16 protein-coding genes are annotated in these 16,449 nt (G+C 59.6%); 7 read left to right on the top strand and 9 right to left on the bottom strand.

Annotation, left to right across the window (positions count from 1 at the left end; genetic code table 11):
- The first annotated feature begins 19 nt into the window (after positions 1 to 19).
- Positions 20 to 409 (top strand): hypothetical protein, encoded by a 390-nt coding sequence (locus ACEWPJ_RS15710; RefSeq protein ID WP_416514068.1) that lies wholly within the window; start codon positions 20 to 22, stop codon positions 407 to 409.
- Between the two features lie 6 nt (positions 410 to 415).
- Here the strand turns inward: ACEWPJ_RS15710 and ACEWPJ_RS15705 are convergent, their stop codons facing one another.
- Positions 416 to 931, bottom strand: coding sequence for a L,D-transpeptidase family protein (locus ACEWPJ_RS15705; protein WP_416514067.1), 516 nt, complete (start codon positions 929 to 931; stop codon positions 416 to 418).
- Positions 928 to 2,019, bottom strand: coding sequence for a GTP cyclohydrolase II (gene ribA / locus ACEWPJ_RS15700; RefSeq protein WP_416514066.1), 1,092 nt, complete (start codon positions 2,017 to 2,019; stop codon positions 928 to 930). Before ribA ends, ACEWPJ_RS15705 begins: the two co-directional genes overlap by 4 nt.
- 168 nt (positions 2,020 to 2,187) lie before the next feature.
- On the opposite strand from ribA, the gene ACEWPJ_RS15695 reads away from it, so the two are divergent.
- The 4 genes from ACEWPJ_RS15695 to ACEWPJ_RS15680 all read left to right on the top strand — a co-directional run bounded on the left by ACEWPJ_RS15695 (position 2,188) and on the right by ACEWPJ_RS15680 (position 6,996).
- Complete coding sequence (locus ACEWPJ_RS15695) at positions 2,188 to 2,874, top strand: response regulator transcription factor (RefSeq protein WP_416514065.1); 687 nt, start codon at positions 2,188 to 2,190, stop codon at positions 2,872 to 2,874.
- A 154-nt stretch (positions 2,875 to 3,028) separates the two neighbouring features.
- The gene (locus tag ACEWPJ_RS15690; protein ID WP_416514064.1) at positions 3,029 to 3,817 is read left to right on the top strand and encodes an exodeoxyribonuclease III; all 789 of its coding nucleotides are present in this window, start codon (positions 3,029 to 3,031) and stop codon (positions 3,815 to 3,817) included.
- A gap of 99 nt (positions 3,818 to 3,916) precedes the next feature.
- Positions 3,917 to 6,313, top strand: coding sequence for a M10 family metallopeptidase C-terminal domain-containing protein (locus ACEWPJ_RS15685; protein ID WP_416514063.1), 2,397 nt, complete (start codon positions 3,917 to 3,919; stop codon positions 6,311 to 6,313).
- Between the two features lie 74 nt (positions 6,314 to 6,387).
- A complete protein-coding gene (locus tag ACEWPJ_RS15680) occupies positions 6,388 to 6,996 on the top strand; it encodes a hypothetical protein (protein WP_416514062.1) in 609 nt (202 codons plus the stop codon).
- Between the two features lie 7 nt (positions 6,997 to 7,003).
- Here the strand turns inward: ACEWPJ_RS15680 and ACEWPJ_RS15675 are convergent, their stop codons facing one another.
- The 3 genes from ACEWPJ_RS15675 to ACEWPJ_RS15665 form a co-directional block, all read right to left on the bottom strand.
- Positions 7,004 to 8,230 carry a glycosyltransferase gene (locus ACEWPJ_RS15675; protein WP_416514061.1) on the bottom strand — a complete coding sequence of 409 codons (1,227 nt, stop codon included), beginning with the start codon at positions 8,228 to 8,230 and terminating at the stop codon, positions 7,004 to 7,006.
- Positions 8,227 to 9,540: a glycosyltransferase gene (locus ACEWPJ_RS15670; RefSeq protein ID WP_416514060.1), complete on the bottom strand. Its 1,314-nt coding sequence runs from the start codon at positions 9,538 to 9,540 to the stop codon at positions 8,227 to 8,229. Before ACEWPJ_RS15670 ends, ACEWPJ_RS15675 begins: the two co-directional genes overlap by 4 nt.
- A gap of 84 nt (positions 9,541 to 9,624) precedes the next feature.
- Positions 9,625 to 10,422, bottom strand: coding sequence for an ABC transporter permease (locus ACEWPJ_RS15665; RefSeq protein ID WP_416514059.1), 798 nt, complete (start codon positions 10,420 to 10,422; stop codon positions 9,625 to 9,627).
- Positions 10,423 to 10,559: 137 nt separating this feature from the next.
- On the opposite strand from ACEWPJ_RS15665, the gene ACEWPJ_RS15660 reads away from it, so the two are divergent.
- Complete coding sequence (locus tag ACEWPJ_RS15660) at positions 10,560 to 11,978, top strand: DUF2793 domain-containing protein (protein WP_416514058.1); 1,419 nt, start codon at positions 10,560 to 10,562, stop codon at positions 11,976 to 11,978.
- Positions 11,979 to 12,011: 33 nt separating this feature from the next.
- On the opposite strand, the gene rfbA is transcribed toward ACEWPJ_RS15660, so the two are convergent.
- The 4 genes from rfbA to rfbC are packed head-to-tail and all read right to left on the bottom strand — an operon-like array spanning position 12,012 to position 15,345.
- Entirely contained in the window at positions 12,012 to 12,893 is an 882-nt protein-coding gene (gene rfbA / locus ACEWPJ_RS15655; RefSeq protein WP_416514057.1) for a glucose-1-phosphate thymidylyltransferase RfbA, read from the bottom strand.
- Positions 12,890 to 13,741: a dTDP-4-dehydrorhamnose reductase gene (gene rfbD / locus ACEWPJ_RS15650; RefSeq protein WP_416514056.1), complete on the bottom strand. Its 852-nt coding sequence runs from the start codon at positions 13,739 to 13,741 to the stop codon at positions 12,890 to 12,892. The genes rfbA and rfbD overlap by 4 nt, the downstream gene beginning before the upstream one ends.
- Positions 13,738 to 14,778: a dTDP-glucose 4,6-dehydratase gene (gene rfbB / locus ACEWPJ_RS15645; RefSeq protein WP_416514055.1), complete on the bottom strand. Its 1,041-nt coding sequence runs from the start codon at positions 14,776 to 14,778 to the stop codon at positions 13,738 to 13,740. Before rfbB ends, rfbD begins: the two co-directional genes overlap by 4 nt.
- A 3-nt stretch (positions 14,779 to 14,781) precedes the next feature.
- Positions 14,782 to 15,345, bottom strand: a complete 564-nt coding sequence (gene rfbC, locus ACEWPJ_RS15640; RefSeq protein ID WP_416514054.1) for a dTDP-4-dehydrorhamnose 3,5-epimerase — start codon at positions 15,343 to 15,345, stop codon at positions 14,782 to 14,784.
- 172 nt (positions 15,346 to 15,517) lie between these two features.
- Between rfbC and trxA the strand changes: the two genes are divergently transcribed.
- Positions 15,518 to 16,426 carry a thioredoxin gene (gene trxA, locus ACEWPJ_RS15635; protein WP_416514053.1) on the top strand — a complete coding sequence of 303 codons (909 nt, stop codon included), beginning with the start codon at positions 15,518 to 15,520 and terminating at the stop codon, positions 16,424 to 16,426.
- Positions 16,427 to 16,449 lie beyond the last annotated feature (23 nt).

Here is a 16,449-nt window from a genome sequence, read left to right as displayed (position 1 = left end):
TTTTGGGAGTATTGGGGTGATGCGCGCATTTTCAATGGCGACGTTGGCCGTGTGCCTGTCGGCAAGTGCGGCGGCGGCAGATTTCTCCATTTCATTTGAATGGGGCGATATTCCGCGATGCACGACCGGGCGACCGAATGTCGTCGGTAATCCTAGGTTCATTCTGTCAGACGTTCCTCCGGGCACCGATACGATTGAGTTCCGGCTGAAGGATCTGGATGTTCCGGGCTACAACCACGGTGGTGGGCGGTTGCGGGTCGGACAGGATGGCGCGATCCCGTCGGGAACGTTCAATTACAAAAGCCCTTGTCCCCCAAATGGCGTTCACACCTACGAATGGCGCGCGACCGCCCGACGCGGGAATCAGGTTTTGGGTCAGGCCGCAGCGCGGCGACGCTATCCGGAATAACGCGTCCTAGCGAACGATCAACCGGGTGTCCGGGCCGATCCGCTGCGTGATCCACAACAGGTCAGGCTTTGCAAACGCGACGCAACCCGCCGTCGGGTAATGCGGTGCCCGCCAGACATGCAGGAAAATGGCGGACCCTTTGCCGGGCGTCGCGTCCGGCCAGTTCCAGTCCGTCATTAGCACAAGGTCGTAAAGCCCATCCGCGCGCCGCATTTTTTCATGGCTGAACGGGTGGTCAGGGGCGGCGAAGCCGTGGTTGTAGCTGGGATCGTTGACATCGTCCGACCAGATATCAGTCAGGCCGATGGGCCGCATCCTGAATGGCCCCCGCGCACTAGCCCACGGATGCTGCATTCTGTCTCTGCGGTAGGCCCCGCCGACGATCCGATGGCAGCCCGTAGGTGTCGCGCCGTCACCTTCGCGTTTGTCATCGGTAATACCGCCCCGCCCGATGGAACACGGAATCAACCGCCCCATGAACCGCACGCCCTGCGGTGTCAGGACGAGGTCGTTGAACGTCACAGCAGATGCCCCGACTTCCGCGCTTTGGTGTTGAGGTAGCCTTCGTTCTGCGCCGTGCGCCCAACGGCCAACGGCACACGTTCAACGACAGCGATCCCGGTTTCTTCCATCTTCGCGACCTTCGCCGGGTTATTGGTCAGCAGGCGGACCGCGCTGAAGCCGAGGTGTTTCAGGATCTCTGCTCCGATGCGAAAATCCCTTTCATCATCCTCAAACCCAAGGCGGTGGTTGGCCTCGACCGTGTCAAACCCCTGATCCTGAAGGCTGTAGGCGCGCATCTTGTTGGCAAGGCCGATGCCGCGACCTTCTTGATTGAGGTAGAGCAAGATGCCCTCCCCAGCCTCACCCATCTGCATAAGCGCCCCGCGCAGTTGGGCGCCGCAGTCGCATTTCAGCGACCCGAGCACATCGCCCGTGAAGCACGCCGAATGTAGGCGGGCGAGCACGGGTTTCGCCCTGTCCGGTTTGCCGATTTCGATTGCGTAGTGTTCTTCGCCGCCATCGTCGGGGCGATAGATATGCAGCCGCCCGGCCTCGGCCAGCGCCATCGGCAGGCGGGCCTGAACGACGGGCTGCATCGGAACCGACTCCGCTAAAAGGGACGCGGCACTGTCGATGTCGAGCGTCGCAAGCTCATGTTTCGCCGCGAAGGCGAGGGCGTCGTCCAGCGGCGTAACGAGGATCGCCGGAAGGATATGCGCGTCCTTGGCAAGCTGCACGGCGGCGCGATGCAGGCTTGCGTCGCCATCGCGTTCAGTCAGCAGCGGGCCTTTCATCGGGTGGATCAGGTCGTCCGCCGGGTCGGCAAGGGCACGCACCCATGCGGGATCAGCGTCGTCCGGCACACGAACACGGGCGATGTCGCCATCATAGGCCCGCGCCTTCAGCGTCGTCGCCCGCCGCTCGGTCAGCACCAGCACCACACCGGCCCCAAGCGCGCGCAGGTCGTCCAGACGTTCGGCGGTTGCGGTTTCAGCGCCAAGCGCCAGAACAGCGCCGTGTTGGCCCGTCAACACCACCGCTGCCCCCATCCGAAGGTCCGCACGCACGCGGGCCAGCCGTTCAGGAAGGGTGGGCAGAAGGCTCATTCACTGGTGTCCTTTGTTACAAGTTCAGGCTGGGTCTTAGTTCGCCACGCCCGAAAATGAAACATTTTCCGCAGCATAGACACGACCGCGTGAAGTTTGTGCAGCATATCTTGTCGAAGCGCCAGTGCATCAACATTTCTGTAAGATAGGAACGGAGGAGCACAGCCGATGGCGACGTTGAAGAAAATCCTATTGGTCGATGATGACGACGACCTGCGCGAGGCGCTGTCGGAGCAGTTGGTGACCACCGAAGATTTCGATGTATTCGAGGCCAGCAATGGCACCGAAGCGATGGAGAAGGTCAAGCAAGCGCTTTACGACCTTGTCATTCTCGATGTTGGCCTGCCCGATACCGATGGCCGTGAACTGTGTCGTTTGATGCGCAAACAGGGCGTGAAATGCCCGGTTTTGATGCTGACGGGCCATGACAGCGACGCTGACACGATTCTAGGCCTTGATGCCGGGGCGAACGATTACGTTAGCAAACCGTTTAAATTCCCCGTCCTTCTGGCCCGTGTTCGCGCACAATTGCGTCAGCATGAACAGTCCGAAGATGCGGTTTTCCAGCTTGGCCCCTACACGTTCAAACCTGCGATGAAGATGCTGGTCGACGAAGAAGACCGCAAGATTCGCCTGACCGAAAAAGAGACGAATATCCTCAAATTCCTCTACCGTTCGACTGACGGAGTCGTGGCTAGAGACGTGTTATTGCACGAGGTTTGGGGCTATAACGCTGGAGTAACGACCCATACGTTAGAAACACATATCTACCGGCTTCGTCAAAAAATAGAACCAGATCCGACAAATGCTCGCCTTCTTGTGACCGAATCTGGTGGTTATAGATTAGTTTCATAGAGACCCCCGCGTCAGGGTTATGACGCAACCTCCCTGTTGGACTGACCCGGGCAAATGCCCGGGTCTTTTTTTTTGTCAGGATGATCCGTCCGCGGGGTGGTCGGCCCCCAAACCCGCCCCTATAGTCGGGCGAACCTTACCGGAGCGACGCATCATGGCCTTCACACTTGCGACCTGGAACATCAACTCCGTTCGATTGCGCGAGCCGATCGTTCTGAAGCTGATGGAGGAAGAAGCGCCGGATATTCTGTGCCTTCAGGAATGCAAGTCCCCGGTTGAAAAGATCCCACTCGAAGGGTTCGCGGGGCTTGGCTACACCCACATGATTGCCCGCGGGCAAAAAGGGTACAACGGCGTCGCGATCCTGTCCCGCCTGCCAATCAAGGAAGTCGTCAGCCACGATTTCGCACAGCTTGGCCATGCCCGCCACATTGCGGGACAGTTGGACAACGGGGTGACGATCCACAATTATTACGTCCCTGCGGGCGGCGATGTGCCGGATCGCGAGGTGAACGAGAAATTCGGCCAAAAGCTCGACTACCTCACCGATATGCGGGACGAATTTCACGCGAATCGACCCGAGAAATCGATTCTGGTCGGTGACCTGAACATCGCCCCGCGAGAGGATGATGTTTGGTCCCACAAGCAGCTACTGAAAGTGGTCAGCCACACCCCGATTGAAGTTGAACATCTGGCAGCGACTCAGGACGCGGGCGGTTGGCAGGACATCACCCGCAAAGACATCCCCGAGGGGCAGCTTTATAGCTGGTGGTCCTATCGTGCCCGCGATTGGGATGCGGCGGATAAGGGGCGGCGGCTGGATCACGTCTGGGCGACGCCGGATATCGCGAACTCCGGCCATTCAAGCCGCGTTCTGCGCCATGTCCGTGGCTGGGAAAAACCATCGGATCATGCACCCGTCTTTGCGACGTTCGACCTTTAATCGGCTCGGCAGATAGGTCGAATTCGATCTATCCGTCAAATCCGGGTCACATTCCGTCAAGCATCCGGTAAGCCCTTTTCGTCATCCTGATTTCGGGTAGTGAAATTGGGTATTGGTATGGGCGTGTTTTCTCACGTGCAGACCGTCGTGGGTGGGTCGCTTGACGACGCGTCGACTGTCGTGCGTTTGGATGTTGCGGATGGTTCTTCGGGGCCGGAACTGGTCGTGACGAACTACGTTCACGGGTTCTCGCTGACCTTTGATCTGGGCGGCGGCACGGCCACCCAGCGCGGGGCCGAGCAGTATTTCAGCACCGGAAGCGCTGAGTTTGAGCCGGTGGCGATCGGCAATCAGGATCACGCCATCAGGCATTCCGACCTTGCGCGATTGGCGGATAGCGTCGGGGCGGGCATTTCATTTTACGCGAGCGGTAGCGGGTTCCGGGGCGATTTGTTGCAAGGCATTCGGGTCGATCTCGGCGGTCGTGAATACGTATATCTGGCCGAAACGAACGGCGCCGGGATCAGTATTCATGAGGTGTCACCATCGGGCGACCTGCGCCTGTTGAACCGGGTTGCGGATACGGGCGATCCGCTTCGGCAAGTCTGCGCGATGGCCACGGTTGCCGCGGGCGACAAGATCTACCTGATTGCTGCGTCCGAGGTTGATGGCGGCCTTGCCAGCTATGAAATTGGCCCGGATGGGGCGCTGCGGTTGGCGGCATTGATCGAAAAACCCGGCGGCGCATCTTACCTGTCGACCCAGACCCTTCAACCGGTGTCCTATGGGGGGAAAGAGCTCGTCATCAGGGCGTCGTCGGCGGACGGTATTTTATCGGTGATCGAAGTGCGACCCGATGGAACATTCGAGACTATTTCGCAAGTTAGAGACTCTTTGATCACCCATTTTGACGACGTAACGGCTCTCAAGGTGTTTGAGGTCGACGGTCGCGTTTTCGTTCTGACGAGTGGCAGTGATGATGGCATCAGCCTGCTGACCTTGCTGCCCGATGGACGGTTGCTGCATGTTGAATCGATTGCGGATCAAACGGATACGACCCTATCCAACGTATCCGACATTGCGGTGGCCAAGATCGGCCCCGACATCCACGTTTTTGTAACATCCGGTGCCGAAGGGGGGCTTTCGCAATTCAAACTGAATCTCGGCCCGCTCGGCATCGTTGCGATGGCCAGCGGGGGGATTCTGAACGGAACGTCGGGGGCCGACGTGCTGACCGCGATCGGTGAAGGCGTAGAAATCTCTGCCGGGGCGGGCGACGACATTTTGATTGATGGCGCCGAGATCGATACGTTTTTCGGCGGCGTGGGGGCTGATGTCTTTGTGTTCAAAGCGGATGGCACCGATGACTACATCGAGGACTTTGAAATCGGAAAGGATCGGATCGACCTGTCGTCGTTCGGCGGACTCTATTCCGTTCACGCGCTTGATTTTCAGCCAACCGATACCGGCGTCACGATCAGCATTGGTGGAGAGGCGCTGCACATCACAACCCTTTCCGGCGCGCCCCTGACCGAAGCGGATTTCTACGACAATGACGTCGTGAATATCGACCGCGTTCCGCCCTCGCAGGTTGCGGCGTCCTATCGGGGTTACTTCTACGGCACGGCGGACGACAACATGCTGAAAGGCGGCGACGGCGGTGCCGAAATTCACGGCTACGACGGGCGGGATGAGCTGTTTGGCGGCAACGAAAGCGATGCGCTGAGGGGCGGAGGGGGCAACGACAGACTCCACGGTGGGCTGCACAACGATTGGCTTTATGGCGGCGATGGGCTCGATTTTGTCTGGGGCGGCATCGGTCATGACCGACTGTTCGGCGGCGATGGCAACGACCGTTTGTTTGGCCAAAACGGCCATGACCGCATCTATGGTGGCCGGAACGAAGACCTGATGATCGGCGATGCTGGCCACGACATGATGGATGGCGGGCCGGGGCATGACACGATGCGGGGCGGGTTTGGCATGGATGCGCTGCATGGCGGCTGGCATAACGATTGGCTTTATGGCGGCCCCGACATGGACCTGCTGCGCGGTGACGGGGGCCATGACCGGCTGTTTGGCGGTGACGGCAACGATCTGCTTCATGGAGGGAGCGGGCATGACCGCCTGTTCGGCGCACGCAACGAAGATTTGCTGGTGGGGGGAAACGGGGACGACGTGATGTTCGGCGGTGCCGGCCATGATGAGCTTCGCGGCGGCAACGGAAACGACACGATGACCGGCGATTGGCACAACGACACATTCATTTTCGTAGATGGTTTTGGGCAAGATACGATCACCGATTTCGACGCGAATAATGATCTTGAACGGATCGACCTGTCCGCCGTCGCCGCGATTACCGACCACACCGATTTGATGGAAAACCATATCCGGCAGGTGGGCGACGATGTCGTGATCGACGATCTGTTGGGGAATACGATCACGCTGTCGAACGTGTTTTTGGGCGCGCTCGGCTCGGAAGACTTCCTGTTTTAAGACGGCTGAAACCTTCTTGGTTTTAGCATGGGCGAACCGGCCGGGAACGGCCTTTCTATGCGTGCGGAAACACTATGAATGAAATGAATCGAAGCAGCGCTGTCGTGACGATGCACATGAACGATGCGCAGAATATTCCCGATCAGCGCACCTTTATCTGCCTCGGCGTGCCCCGTGGTGGAACCAGCGCGGTCGCGGGCACAATGCAGCGTCTTGGCGTGTTCATGGGCAGCGGTTTGACGAATAACTACGAAGACGCCGATTTCCTCGGTCGTGGCGTCAAGCAGATGGCTGAAAGCGCCCGGCAGCGGGATGGAGCGCATGATGTCTGGGGTTGGAAATGCCCCGATGCGGTGAACTATCTGGATGAGCTTCTGCCGCATGTCAGAAACCCCCACCTGATCGTGGTGTTCCGCGACATCATCGCGACGATGAAGGCGCATATGCGGTGGCACAATCGCAACCAGCAACGATCAGTTCACGAGGTGCTGATTCAGCAGCAGCGCAACTGGTTCCTGGTGGAACGGTGGAAGCTGCCGACCGCGCTGATTTCCTACGAAAAGGCGATTACAAAGCCAAATGTCTTTGTGCATCACCTCGCTGACTTCATGACTCTGCCACGTCCGGCGGACGATGCGATTGGTGCATTCGCAGAGTTTCTGCGACCGGGGAGCTACAAGTAACCTCCGGTCACGCGGCCCTGGTTCGGAGTATCGGTTCGACCAGACCAAGAAATGCGTCGGCCTGCTCCGCGTAGCTGGTGACGTCGATCGGCGTTGGATGCGTGTCACTCGCATCCAGTGTGTCATTGAGTTTTGCGACCAACGCATCCGGGCCGACGCCAATCGGGATCATTTGCGACCGATCCGCACCGGGATACTCCGTCGTGCCGCCGCTATCGGTCTGGATAACCTTGATTCCCCGGGCGAGCGCTTCTCTGATGGTAAGGCCAAACGTCTCTTTCCATTGCGACATGAATAGAAGGATGTCGATTTTGGCGTAGAAGGCGTCAATCTCTGCCTGCGGGAACCGAGGGTGGAATTGCCAGTCACCCCGCATCCCCCCGATATCGCGGTCCTGCCACCAGCTTTGATCGAGGCTGCCATCGACCAGAAGGCCCGCGAAATTGCTCCGATTCAGATGCCGAAATGCGCTTCGGATTAGTGGCCAGCCCTTGATTTGCGATGGACCGCCGAGGAAGCCGAAGACCGGTCGGGGATCGGCGGCGCGGCGCGCGGCTTGTGCGGCGAAGAAATCCGGCCTCGGCAGCCGCACGCCATTTGTCCAAGTGACTGAGCGTTCAGCGGGAAATCCAGACCGGTTCGCAAGGTCCATCGCAAACGCGCTGGGATAGGTGATTAGGTTGGCTTGGGCCGCCTGCGTGCGCAGAAAGGCCGCGCGCGTGGTCGCCTGCCGCATATTGTCAACGCAGCCACGGCAGGAGCGGAGGTCGACCGGATCTTGCCCGCAATATTTGCCGTTGGGACGGATCATGAATTGCCGTTCACAGAGCCACCAGAAATCGTGGACGCTTAGCACGACGGGGAATCCCATCTGCCGTGCTGCACCGATGATGTTCGCGCCAAGATCCTGCGCGCAATGGACATGAACGAGGTTTGGGGAAAGAAATTCGAGGAGATTCTGCACGGTATCCGCGACGATCGGGTTGTCGTAGATTTCAACATATCTGCGCCCCGTCGGCAGATTGATCAGGTAGTTCACGATGCCGTTTCGTTCGACCTTCACAACCTGATAGGGCGCGAGGTCGGCGCGGCTGATGGCAGATATCGCAGTGATCGTGATGCCGTGTCGGCGGTTCAGTTCATTCGCCACCTGTTCAGCCACAATCGTCGCCCCGCCGTAGGAGTGCGGGGCAAAGAAAACATTCACGACGACGATATGCTGGGCGAGGGTCATTCGGATACCCACCGGATAATCTCAGGTTCCACGATCTGTGGCGTCGGCGCAGCGGACCAATTTTCGATGAGGTCAGCGCGCGCGGATGCGCCCATCGCGGACGCGGCCGTTCGGTCTTTTGCCAACGAGCTTAGCGCGTCATACCAGCCCTGGTCGGCGTGCAGCACCATTCCTGTATCGCCATCCCGCACGACATTCGCCATGTCGCCGACCGGGGCTACGATACTCGGCACCGCGACCGATGAGGCGTCCAGAACGCGGACAGCGCTTTTACAACGGTTAAACGTGTCGTCCGTCAACGGCATGATGGCGCAGTCGGCGCGGGCGAGCGCGGCCAGATAATCGCCGTAGGTCGTGAAGTCATGCCGTTCGATTTGGGGCTTCAACCCTTCCGGCAGCAGGGTATCGTCGAAATGGCCGAGGATCATCAGGCGTCGGGTCGGATCGTCAGAGAGGAACCGGGCGACGTCTTTCTGAACAAGGGCAAAGTCAACCTCATGCCCCCTTGATCCGCTGGCGAAGGCGACACGGAAGGGTGCGTTCTGATGGCCGATAGCGGACAGCGCGGTTTCGGCCGCGGCGAGTGTTTCCTGATCCGCGAAATTGCGGCGGGTGTAAATTGACCGCGCGGAATAAAGCTGTGCGTGATCCCTCAACCCCGGCGTCGATACGGTCACGATGTCGGCGCTGTTCAGGGCATCGAGGTATCGCGGCGCTTCGTTCACGAAATGCGCTTTCATCGCGTCGGGCAGCGCCTTCATGTTTTCATAGGTCTCGTAAGCCGAGATCGAAAACAGTGGGTCGTCGATGTCGTAGAGAATCGGCAGGCGCAGGCGCCGCGCCTCATACAAATACATCGTCAGAAGCGGGTCGCTTTGCATTCGGTAGAGCATTAGATGCGTCGCGTCCTGCATCAGCCGACAGGCACGGGGAAGGTCCTGATAATGCGCGTATTGGTAGTCGATATCCTTCTGCGCCCACAAGTCGCCCAGCTGCTCTACCCGGTATTTTCGGCACTGGGGCAGGTTCATGTCGCCGATCATGACGATGCGCCGTGCTTTGGTCAGAACGGCAGGCGCACGACTGATGTGAAACGCATCATTGGCCGCGATGTCGCGCCAAAGCGGGCTAAGGTGACTGGCGCTGGTTCGCTGAGTGGTCGTGTCGGGAACAGCGGATTGGCCGTGGCCGCGCGCGATTCGCTTCAGGTGATGCCCGGCCTTGCGTGCTGCAGTGCGCCATCCATCTTGCTGAACGGCGGAACGGAACCGGGAAATATTATCGCGCCGCAATAGCGAATAGACCGTCACGTAAGGGCTCCTTCAAAGCTGACCAACATACGACCCCTAGCGCGTTCGTGGTTAAGTATTCATTGATCTGCGGCGATCGCGGCGTCAGTTGTTGATGATATCCCGGTGATACCGACCAAGCAGTAGCAGCCCAGCGGCGAGGCATACCCCGCTAATCCCGAATACATAGGCGGGCGACGCGTAATGCGCGTCGTAGGTAGCAAAGACGCCTTCGCGCATCAGACCCGTGACGTGGATCAGCGGGTTGAACCATAGCCAGCTTCGGTAAGGCTCCGGCACGGAGTCGAACAGAAATACGATGGCAGAGACGATGAACATCGGCCGATTGAGAATCGCCCAGATACGTTCCCAGAACGGAAAAACCGAGATTAGATAGCAGTTCAGCGTCCCGACCCCCAGCGCGAGGGCCGCCGCCATTGCCAGCACCAGTCCGATGGTCGGCACGTGAAGAATCAGGTTGAGATTCCAGATAACGATGATGCTGACCAACACGATCGTGACGACGAGGATCTGGGTCAGCGTGCCTAGGATCATGCGGGCGAGGATCGCGTCGATATAGGTGACGCCCGGATAGTAAAGCAGCGGTTTGGAAAACCGGATCGCGGTTTCGGTTTTCTTTGAGGTGTCGAAATACATCATGAAGGGCAGGATGCCGGATGCGTAAAACAGCGGGAAGCTGTCGCCGATTGGCGGCGCGTGGAAGGCGACCGCGAATATGACGGTGAGGAGCGCGATGCCGCCAACAGGCTCTGCTATTGCCCAAAGATAGCCGAGCGCCGATCTGCCATATGTCGTCGCCATTTCGCGCAGGATCAGTGCGATGATTGTTCGGCTGGTTTTGAACGGGCGCGATACCGTTTGAGGGGCAGTGGTCGAGAGCATACTTTACCCCCGTTTCGGCGACGGCAAATCAGGCCTCACCGATGAACAGAGCCATAATCTGCCGCACGCCGCATATATGGATGAGAGAGGATTCCTCGCAATATTTCCGGCTGAAATCCACAAATTAGAGGTCCCACATGCCAGACAACTCATCCATTCTGTCGCTTCCCTACATTCAGCCTTCGCAAGCACAAAAACACGTCACCCATAACGAAGCGTTAAGGGCGTTGGACGTGATCGTGCAGCTGTCGGTCAAATCGCGCAGTATCTCGGACCCGCCAGCCGCGGCAGTGGATGGCGACCGCTACATCATCGGGTCGGGTGCGACGGCAGAATGGGCCGGGCGCGAGGGCCAGATCGCCGCGTTCCTTGACGGCATCTGGGACTTTTTCGCCCCGCTGGTCGGTTGGGCGGCTTACGTTGCCGATGAAGGTGAAACAGTGACGTTTCAAGGGTCTAACTGGGCGGTTCCGGTGCTACCGTCAGAGCTTCAGAACATGACGGCCATCGGCGTGAACGCAACGGCCGACCTGACAAACCGGCTAGCCATCGCCGCGCCTGCCACACTGCTGAACCACGAAGGCGCAGGTCATCAGTTGAAGGTGAACAAGAACGCAACGGGTGATAGCGCAAGCGTTTTGTTCCAGACGAATTGGTCCGGCCGTGCGGAGTTCGGGACTGTTGGCACCGATGATTTCGCGATCAAGGTCAGCGCGGATGGGTCCGGCTGGGCGACTGCGATCAAGATCGATTCAACCAGCGGCGTCGTGTCGTTCCCATCCGGCGGCGTTCGGGAGCGATTGGGCGCGTCGCGAACCTATTATATCGACCCTGTTGCGGGGGATGATGGCAACGACGGCCTCTTCTCCGGCACGGGCGCGTTCGCGTCGATTGGGCGGGCTATCGCGGCGGTCGAGTCGCTGGACGCCGCAGGTCATGAGGTCACGATTTCGCTGGCCGATGGCACCTATGCGCTTTCGCAAACGGTCGAACTTGGCGCAGCGTTCGTTGGACTGAAGCGGCTGCACATTCTTGGAAATACTTCAACGCCCGGCGCTGTCGTGCTTAGCAGCGCAGCGGCGGATGCGCTGTCGATCCAATCGGGCGACGCGACGCTTCAGGGCGTCAGCTTGGCCGCAAGCGGCACGGGCGCGGCGGTCAGCGTCGGACGTGGCGCGAGCGTTTCGATTTCCGACGTAGAATTTGGTGCAACCGTCGGCAACCACCTGCGCATTGATGGCGGTCGGTTGGAGATTGACGGCGACGTCACGATTCTTGGCGGTGCTGCGCGACATTTCTTCTGCGAGGCGGGTGGTCAGTTGATTGCGTCGGCGGGAACGGTCGCCTTGTCGGGCACGCCTGATTTTTCCGCTGAATTTGGCGCGGTCGATGGCCTTGCTTTGGCTGACCTGTCCGGCATTGCGTTTTCCGGCTCGGCGACCGGGCCACGCTACGCAGTGACGCGCAACGGTGTCGTTGATACAGGCGCCGCCGGGGCTGGTTTCCTGCCCGGCGATAGTGCGGGAACGGTCGCAACGGGTGGTCAATACCTGTAGCGCGAATGACTGGGCGGCGGGATACTCCGCCGCTCAGTGCGTCTGATCGATGACCTGGCGAAGATATTTGCCGTATTCGTTCTTCTCAAACCGCCGGGCGTGCTCTTCAAGCGCTTCTGCCGTGATCCACCCTTTTTCGAACGCAATCTCCTCGGGACAGCCGGTCTGCATCCCTTGCCGCTTTTGCAGCGTCCGCACAAAATTGCCTGCATCCAGAAGGCTGCCATGCGTCCCGGTGTCGAGCCAGGCGTATCCTCGACCCATCCGTTCGACGGATAGCTCACCGCGTTCCAGATACATCTCCAGCAGGGAGGTGATTTCCAACTCTCCCCGTGCTGAGGGCGTGACTTGTTTGGCGCGGCTCGACGCTTCTCCGTCAAGGAAGTAAAGGCCGGTGACTGCAAAGCTCGACGGTGGAACCTCGGGCTTTTCCACGATGTCGGTGACGTTGCCGTCCGCGTCCATCGCAACCACGCCATACCGCTGCGGGTCGGACACGTGGTATCCGAAGACGGTCGCGCCGGTGGTTTTCTGATCCGCCGCCGTCAGCATTTCGGGCAGCCCGTGACCGAAGAATATGTTGTCGCCAAGCACCAGCGCTGACGGTGCGCTTGCAAGGAAATCTTCGGCTAGCAAGTAAGCCTGCGCCAGCCCGTCAGGTGAGGGCTGTTCGATGAAGGTCAGGGTGAGCCCCCATTGGCTGCCATCGCCAAGCATCCGCTGGAATTGCGACTGATCCTCCGGCGTCGTGATGACCGCGATCTCGCGGATACCGGCCAGCATCAGCACGCTCAGCGGGTAGTAGATCATTGGCTTGTCGTAGATCGGCATAAGCTGTTTCGAGACGCCAATCGTGATGGGATAGAGCCTTGTTCCAGACCCGCCAGCCAAGATGATGCCTTTGCGTTGAGTCATGCGACCTCTCCCAATTCCTTCAGGACCGTGCCAAGGCTTTGGCGCCAGTCGGGCCGTTTCAGGCCAAATGCGATTTCGGTTGTCGTGCAGTCCAGCCGGGAGTTCTTCGGACGCTCCGCCGGGGTTGGAAACTGCGTCGTCGGAATGTCCGTCACGGCGGTGCTCATCCCTGCTTGCGCGAAAATCTCGCGGGCGAAATTGGCCCAGCTTGCGTCGGGCGCTCCGGCGAAATGGTAGGTTCCGGTCTTGTCGTGTCCGCTGTGGAACGCTTCGGCCATCTGCAGCAGCGCGTGCGCGATGTCAGCGGCGGCAGTTGGGCCGCCGATTTGATCCGCGACGATGGTCAGCGCATCCCGTTCCTTGCCAAGGCGCAGCATGGTCTTGACGAAGTTGTTGCCATGCGCCGAAAAAACCCAAGACGTGCGCAGGATCGCGTGGCGACCGCCTGCGTTCCGCACGGCCTCCTCCCCGGCGCGTTTTGTGCGTCCGTAAGCGCCAAGGGGCGCGGTGGGGGCATCGACGGGCCAAGGCTCTGTTCCGCCGCCATCGAAGACATAATCGGTTGAGATATGCAGGAACGGCAGATCGCGCTTCGCCGCCGCTTCGGCCATCGCGCCGGGTGCTTCGGCGTTAACGGTGTGGGCAGCCGCTTCGTCCGCCTCAGCCGCATCGACCCCGGTATAGGCGGCGGCATTGATGATCGCGTCAGCCTCCGTCGCCGCGATGATCGCGGCGCAGGCGTCGGGGTCCGTCAAATCCGCGTCGGCGCGCGATAGCGCTACGACATCAGCCTGCCGGCGCAACTCCGTCGCGACCTGCCCCGACTTCCCGAAAACCAGCAGCTTCATGCGTTGACACCCAGCCGTTTTCCGACCCCATCACGGGATTGCAGCGCTTCCCACCAATCTTGGTTGTTGAGGAACCAGTCGACGGTCTTTTCCAGACCCTGTTCCAGCGTAACCGAGGGTTTCCAGCCGAGTTCTGTCTTGATCCGCGTCGCGTCGATAGCATAGCGAAGATCGTGGCCCGGGCGGTCAGCGACAAAGGTGATGAGGTCTGCGTAGGGCGCACCTGCTGGACGCTTGCGATCAAGGATCGCGCAGATCTTACGGACGAGGTCGATATTCGTCGCCTCGTTCTCTCCACCGATATTGTAAGTGCGCCCGGTTTTGCCGTTCTGAAGAACGGTCAGCAGGGCAACTGCGTGATCTTCCACATACAACCAGTCGCGGACGTTTTCGCCAGTGCCGTAGACTTGGATCGGCTTCCGGGCCAAGGCGTTCAGGATGACGACCGGGATCAGCTTTTCGGGGAAGTGATAGGGGCCGTAATTGTTCGAACAGTTCGTGACAACGACGGGCAGGCCATAAGTCTCTCCCCAAGCGCGGACAAGGTGATCGGAGGCCGCTTTTGAGGCGGAATAGGGACTGTTTGGCGCATATGGTGTGTCTTCGGTGAACTGCCCAGTTGCGCCGAGCGTGCCGTAAACCTCATCCGTCGAAATGTGGTGGAACCGGAAACCTTCGGGCTTGCCAGTTGCTGTCCAATAGGCCCGCGCGGCTTCCAGCATGTTGAACGTGCCGGTCACGTTGGTTTCGATGAAATGCGAAGGCCCATCGATCGACCGGTCAACGTGGCTTTCGGCGGCAAGGTGCATGACCGCGTCAGGCTGGTGTGCGCCAAATACGCGGGCGACATCTGCGGCATTGCGAATATCAACGTGTTCAAACGCGTATTGGGCTGAACTAGAGACACTTGCGACGTTTTCCGCGCAGGCGGCATAGGTCATCGCATCAAGGTTGACGACAGAATGACCGTCCGCGATGGCCTGGCGCACAACGGCGGACCCGATGAACCCGGCACCGCCTGTAACAAGAATTTTCATGCGTCAGCCCTCGTAATAAAACGGGTTTTCCAGCTCGGCCAGCATCGGCGCGTTTGCGTCTTTCTGCGATAGCGTCGCTTTATCCGGCGAAATACCCCAGTCAATGTCAAGTTCCGGGTCGGCGAAATTGACCGCCCGGTCGCAATCAGGTGCGTAAATATCGGAACATTTATATAGCAGCTCCGCATCCGGCGTCCGGGTCACAAAGCCATGCAGAAACCCTTGCGGGATCAACAGCTGCTTGCCGTTCTCTGCCGATAGCTCTACGCCGATCCATTTGCCGAAAGCGGGGGAGCCTTGGCGGATATCGACCGCGATGTCATAGATCACGCCCGAACCACAGCGCACCAGCTTGTCCTGCGCGTGCGGCGGTGTTTGGAAGTGCAAACCGCGCACGGTTCCGACGTCAACGCTGTAGGAATGATTGTCCTGCACAAAGTTAAGGTCGATGCCTTCCTTCAGCAGCGTTTCCTTGTTCCAGACCTCGGAGAAATAGCCGCGATCATCCGAAAAACGGCGCGGAGTCAGGATCAGGACGCCCGGAAGCTCTGTGCGCTCAATCTCCATTAACTGCTCCGTCCTCGTCGTCTCAAATTTACTTCAGCGCCGTTTAGCAGGCGAATATGGCGAAGTCATGGTGAAAGTGCCCGGCCCAAAGCAGAGCAGCGCACCCCCTTGCAACAAGGGGGTGATTGCGCCATCTAGGCATCAAACGCACCTTGCAAAGACGGATGAGACGATGATCGGACTTGGCGAAACCCCCGAACAAACGGCTGGCGGCGATCTTATCAAAGACGCGACCGAGGCAACCTTTATGGCCGACGTGGTTGAGGCCAGTCAGGAGGTTCCGGTCATCGTGGATTTCTGGGCGCCGTGGTGTGGTCCGTGCAAGACCCTCGGCCCGGCGCTTGAAGCGGCTGTGACCGCCTTAGGGGGCAAGGTGCGGATGGTGAAGGTCGACGTGGATCAGAACCAGGGCATCGCGCAACAACTTCGCGTGCAGTCGATTCCGACTGTCTATGCGTTCTGGCAGGGCCAGCCGGTTGACGGGTTTCAGGGCGCGGTTCCCGAGTCTGAACTGACCGCATTCGTCGAACGAACCGCCGCGCTTGGCGGCGATGATGGGTTGTCCGAAGCCATTACCGCGGCTGAGGAAATGCTTGCTGAAGGCGCCGCTGCCGACGCAGCGCAGACCTTTGCGGCGATCCTTGACGAAGAACCAGAAAACGCCGCGGCCTATAGCGGCCTCGTGCGGTCGCATCTTGCGACGGGTGATATCGATCAGGCCGAGGCGATCCTGAACGGTGCCCCGGTCGAAATCACTGACGCGCCAGAGATGGAGACGGCGCACGCGCAGCTTGAACTCGCGAAACAAGCTGCCGATGCTGGCCCCGTCGCCGATCTGCGTGCCGCTGTTGAGGCTGACCCCGATAACCATCAGGCGCGGTTTGACCTTGCCAACGCGCTTCAGGCGTCCGGCGATACCGAGGGCGCGGTGGATCAGCTGTTGGACCTGTTCCGCCGTGATAGGGAATGGAACGACGGTGCGGCCAAGGCCCAGTTGTTCACGATTTTCGAGGCATTGAAGCCCGAAGATCCGATTGCCCTCAATGGTCGGCGGAAACTGTCATCGATGATCTTTGCGTAATCGCGAAACCCCGTTAGAGTTGG

This window comes from Aliiroseovarius sp. YM-037 (genome assembly GCF_048060095.1).
Taxonomy (GTDB): domain Bacteria; phylum Pseudomonadota; class Alphaproteobacteria; order Rhodobacterales; family Rhodobacteraceae; genus JBLUOA01.
The sequence above is the reverse complement of the archived record's forward strand: the minus strand, read 5'-3'. Positions and strand labels throughout refer to the sequence as shown.

What these genes read in the sequence shown, in the direction of transcription:
- ACEWPJ_RS15695 (WP_416514065.1), top strand. Translation starts at nt 2,188, where the DNA reads ATGGCGACGTTGAAGAAAATCCTATTGGTCGATGATGACGACGACCTG.
- rfbB (WP_416514055.1), bottom strand. Translation starts at nt 14,778, where the DNA reads ATGAAAATTCTTGTTACAGGCGGTGCCGGGTTCATCGGGTCCGCCGTT.
- ribA (WP_416514066.1), bottom strand. Translation starts at nt 2,019, where the DNA reads ATGAGCCTTCTGCCCACCCTTCCTGAACGGCTGGCCCGCGTGCGTGCG.
- ACEWPJ_RS15675 (WP_416514061.1), bottom strand. Translation starts at nt 8,230, where the DNA reads ATGACCCTCGCCCAGCATATCGTCGTCGTGAATGTTTTCTTTGCCCCG.
- ACEWPJ_RS15680 (WP_416514062.1), top strand. Translation starts at nt 6,388, where the DNA reads ATGAATGAAATGAATCGAAGCAGCGCTGTCGTGACGATGCACATGAAC.
- ACEWPJ_RS15690 (WP_416514064.1), top strand. Translation starts at nt 3,029, where the DNA reads ATGGCCTTCACACTTGCGACCTGGAACATCAACTCCGTTCGATTGCGC.
- rfbC (WP_416514054.1), bottom strand. Translation starts at nt 15,345, where the DNA reads ATGGAGATTGAGCGCACAGAGCTTCCGGGCGTCCTGATCCTGACTCCG.
- rfbA (WP_416514057.1), bottom strand. Translation starts at nt 12,893, where the DNA reads ATGACTCAACGCAAAGGCATCATCTTGGCTGGCGGGTCTGGAACAAGG.
- trxA (WP_416514053.1), top strand. Translation starts at nt 15,518, where the DNA reads ATGATCGGACTTGGCGAAACCCCCGAACAAACGGCTGGCGGCGATCTT.
- ACEWPJ_RS15665 (WP_416514059.1), bottom strand. Translation starts at nt 10,422, where the DNA reads ATGCTCTCGACCACTGCCCCTCAAACGGTATCGCGCCCGTTCAAAACC.
- rfbD (WP_416514056.1), bottom strand. Translation starts at nt 13,741, where the DNA reads ATGAAGCTGCTGGTTTTCGGGAAGTCGGGGCAGGTCGCGACGGAGTTG.
- ACEWPJ_RS15660 (WP_416514058.1), top strand. Translation starts at nt 10,560, where the DNA reads ATGCCAGACAACTCATCCATTCTGTCGCTTCCCTACATTCAGCCTTCG.
- ACEWPJ_RS15710 (WP_416514068.1), top strand. Translation starts at nt 20, where the DNA reads ATGCGCGCATTTTCAATGGCGACGTTGGCCGTGTGCCTGTCGGCAAGT.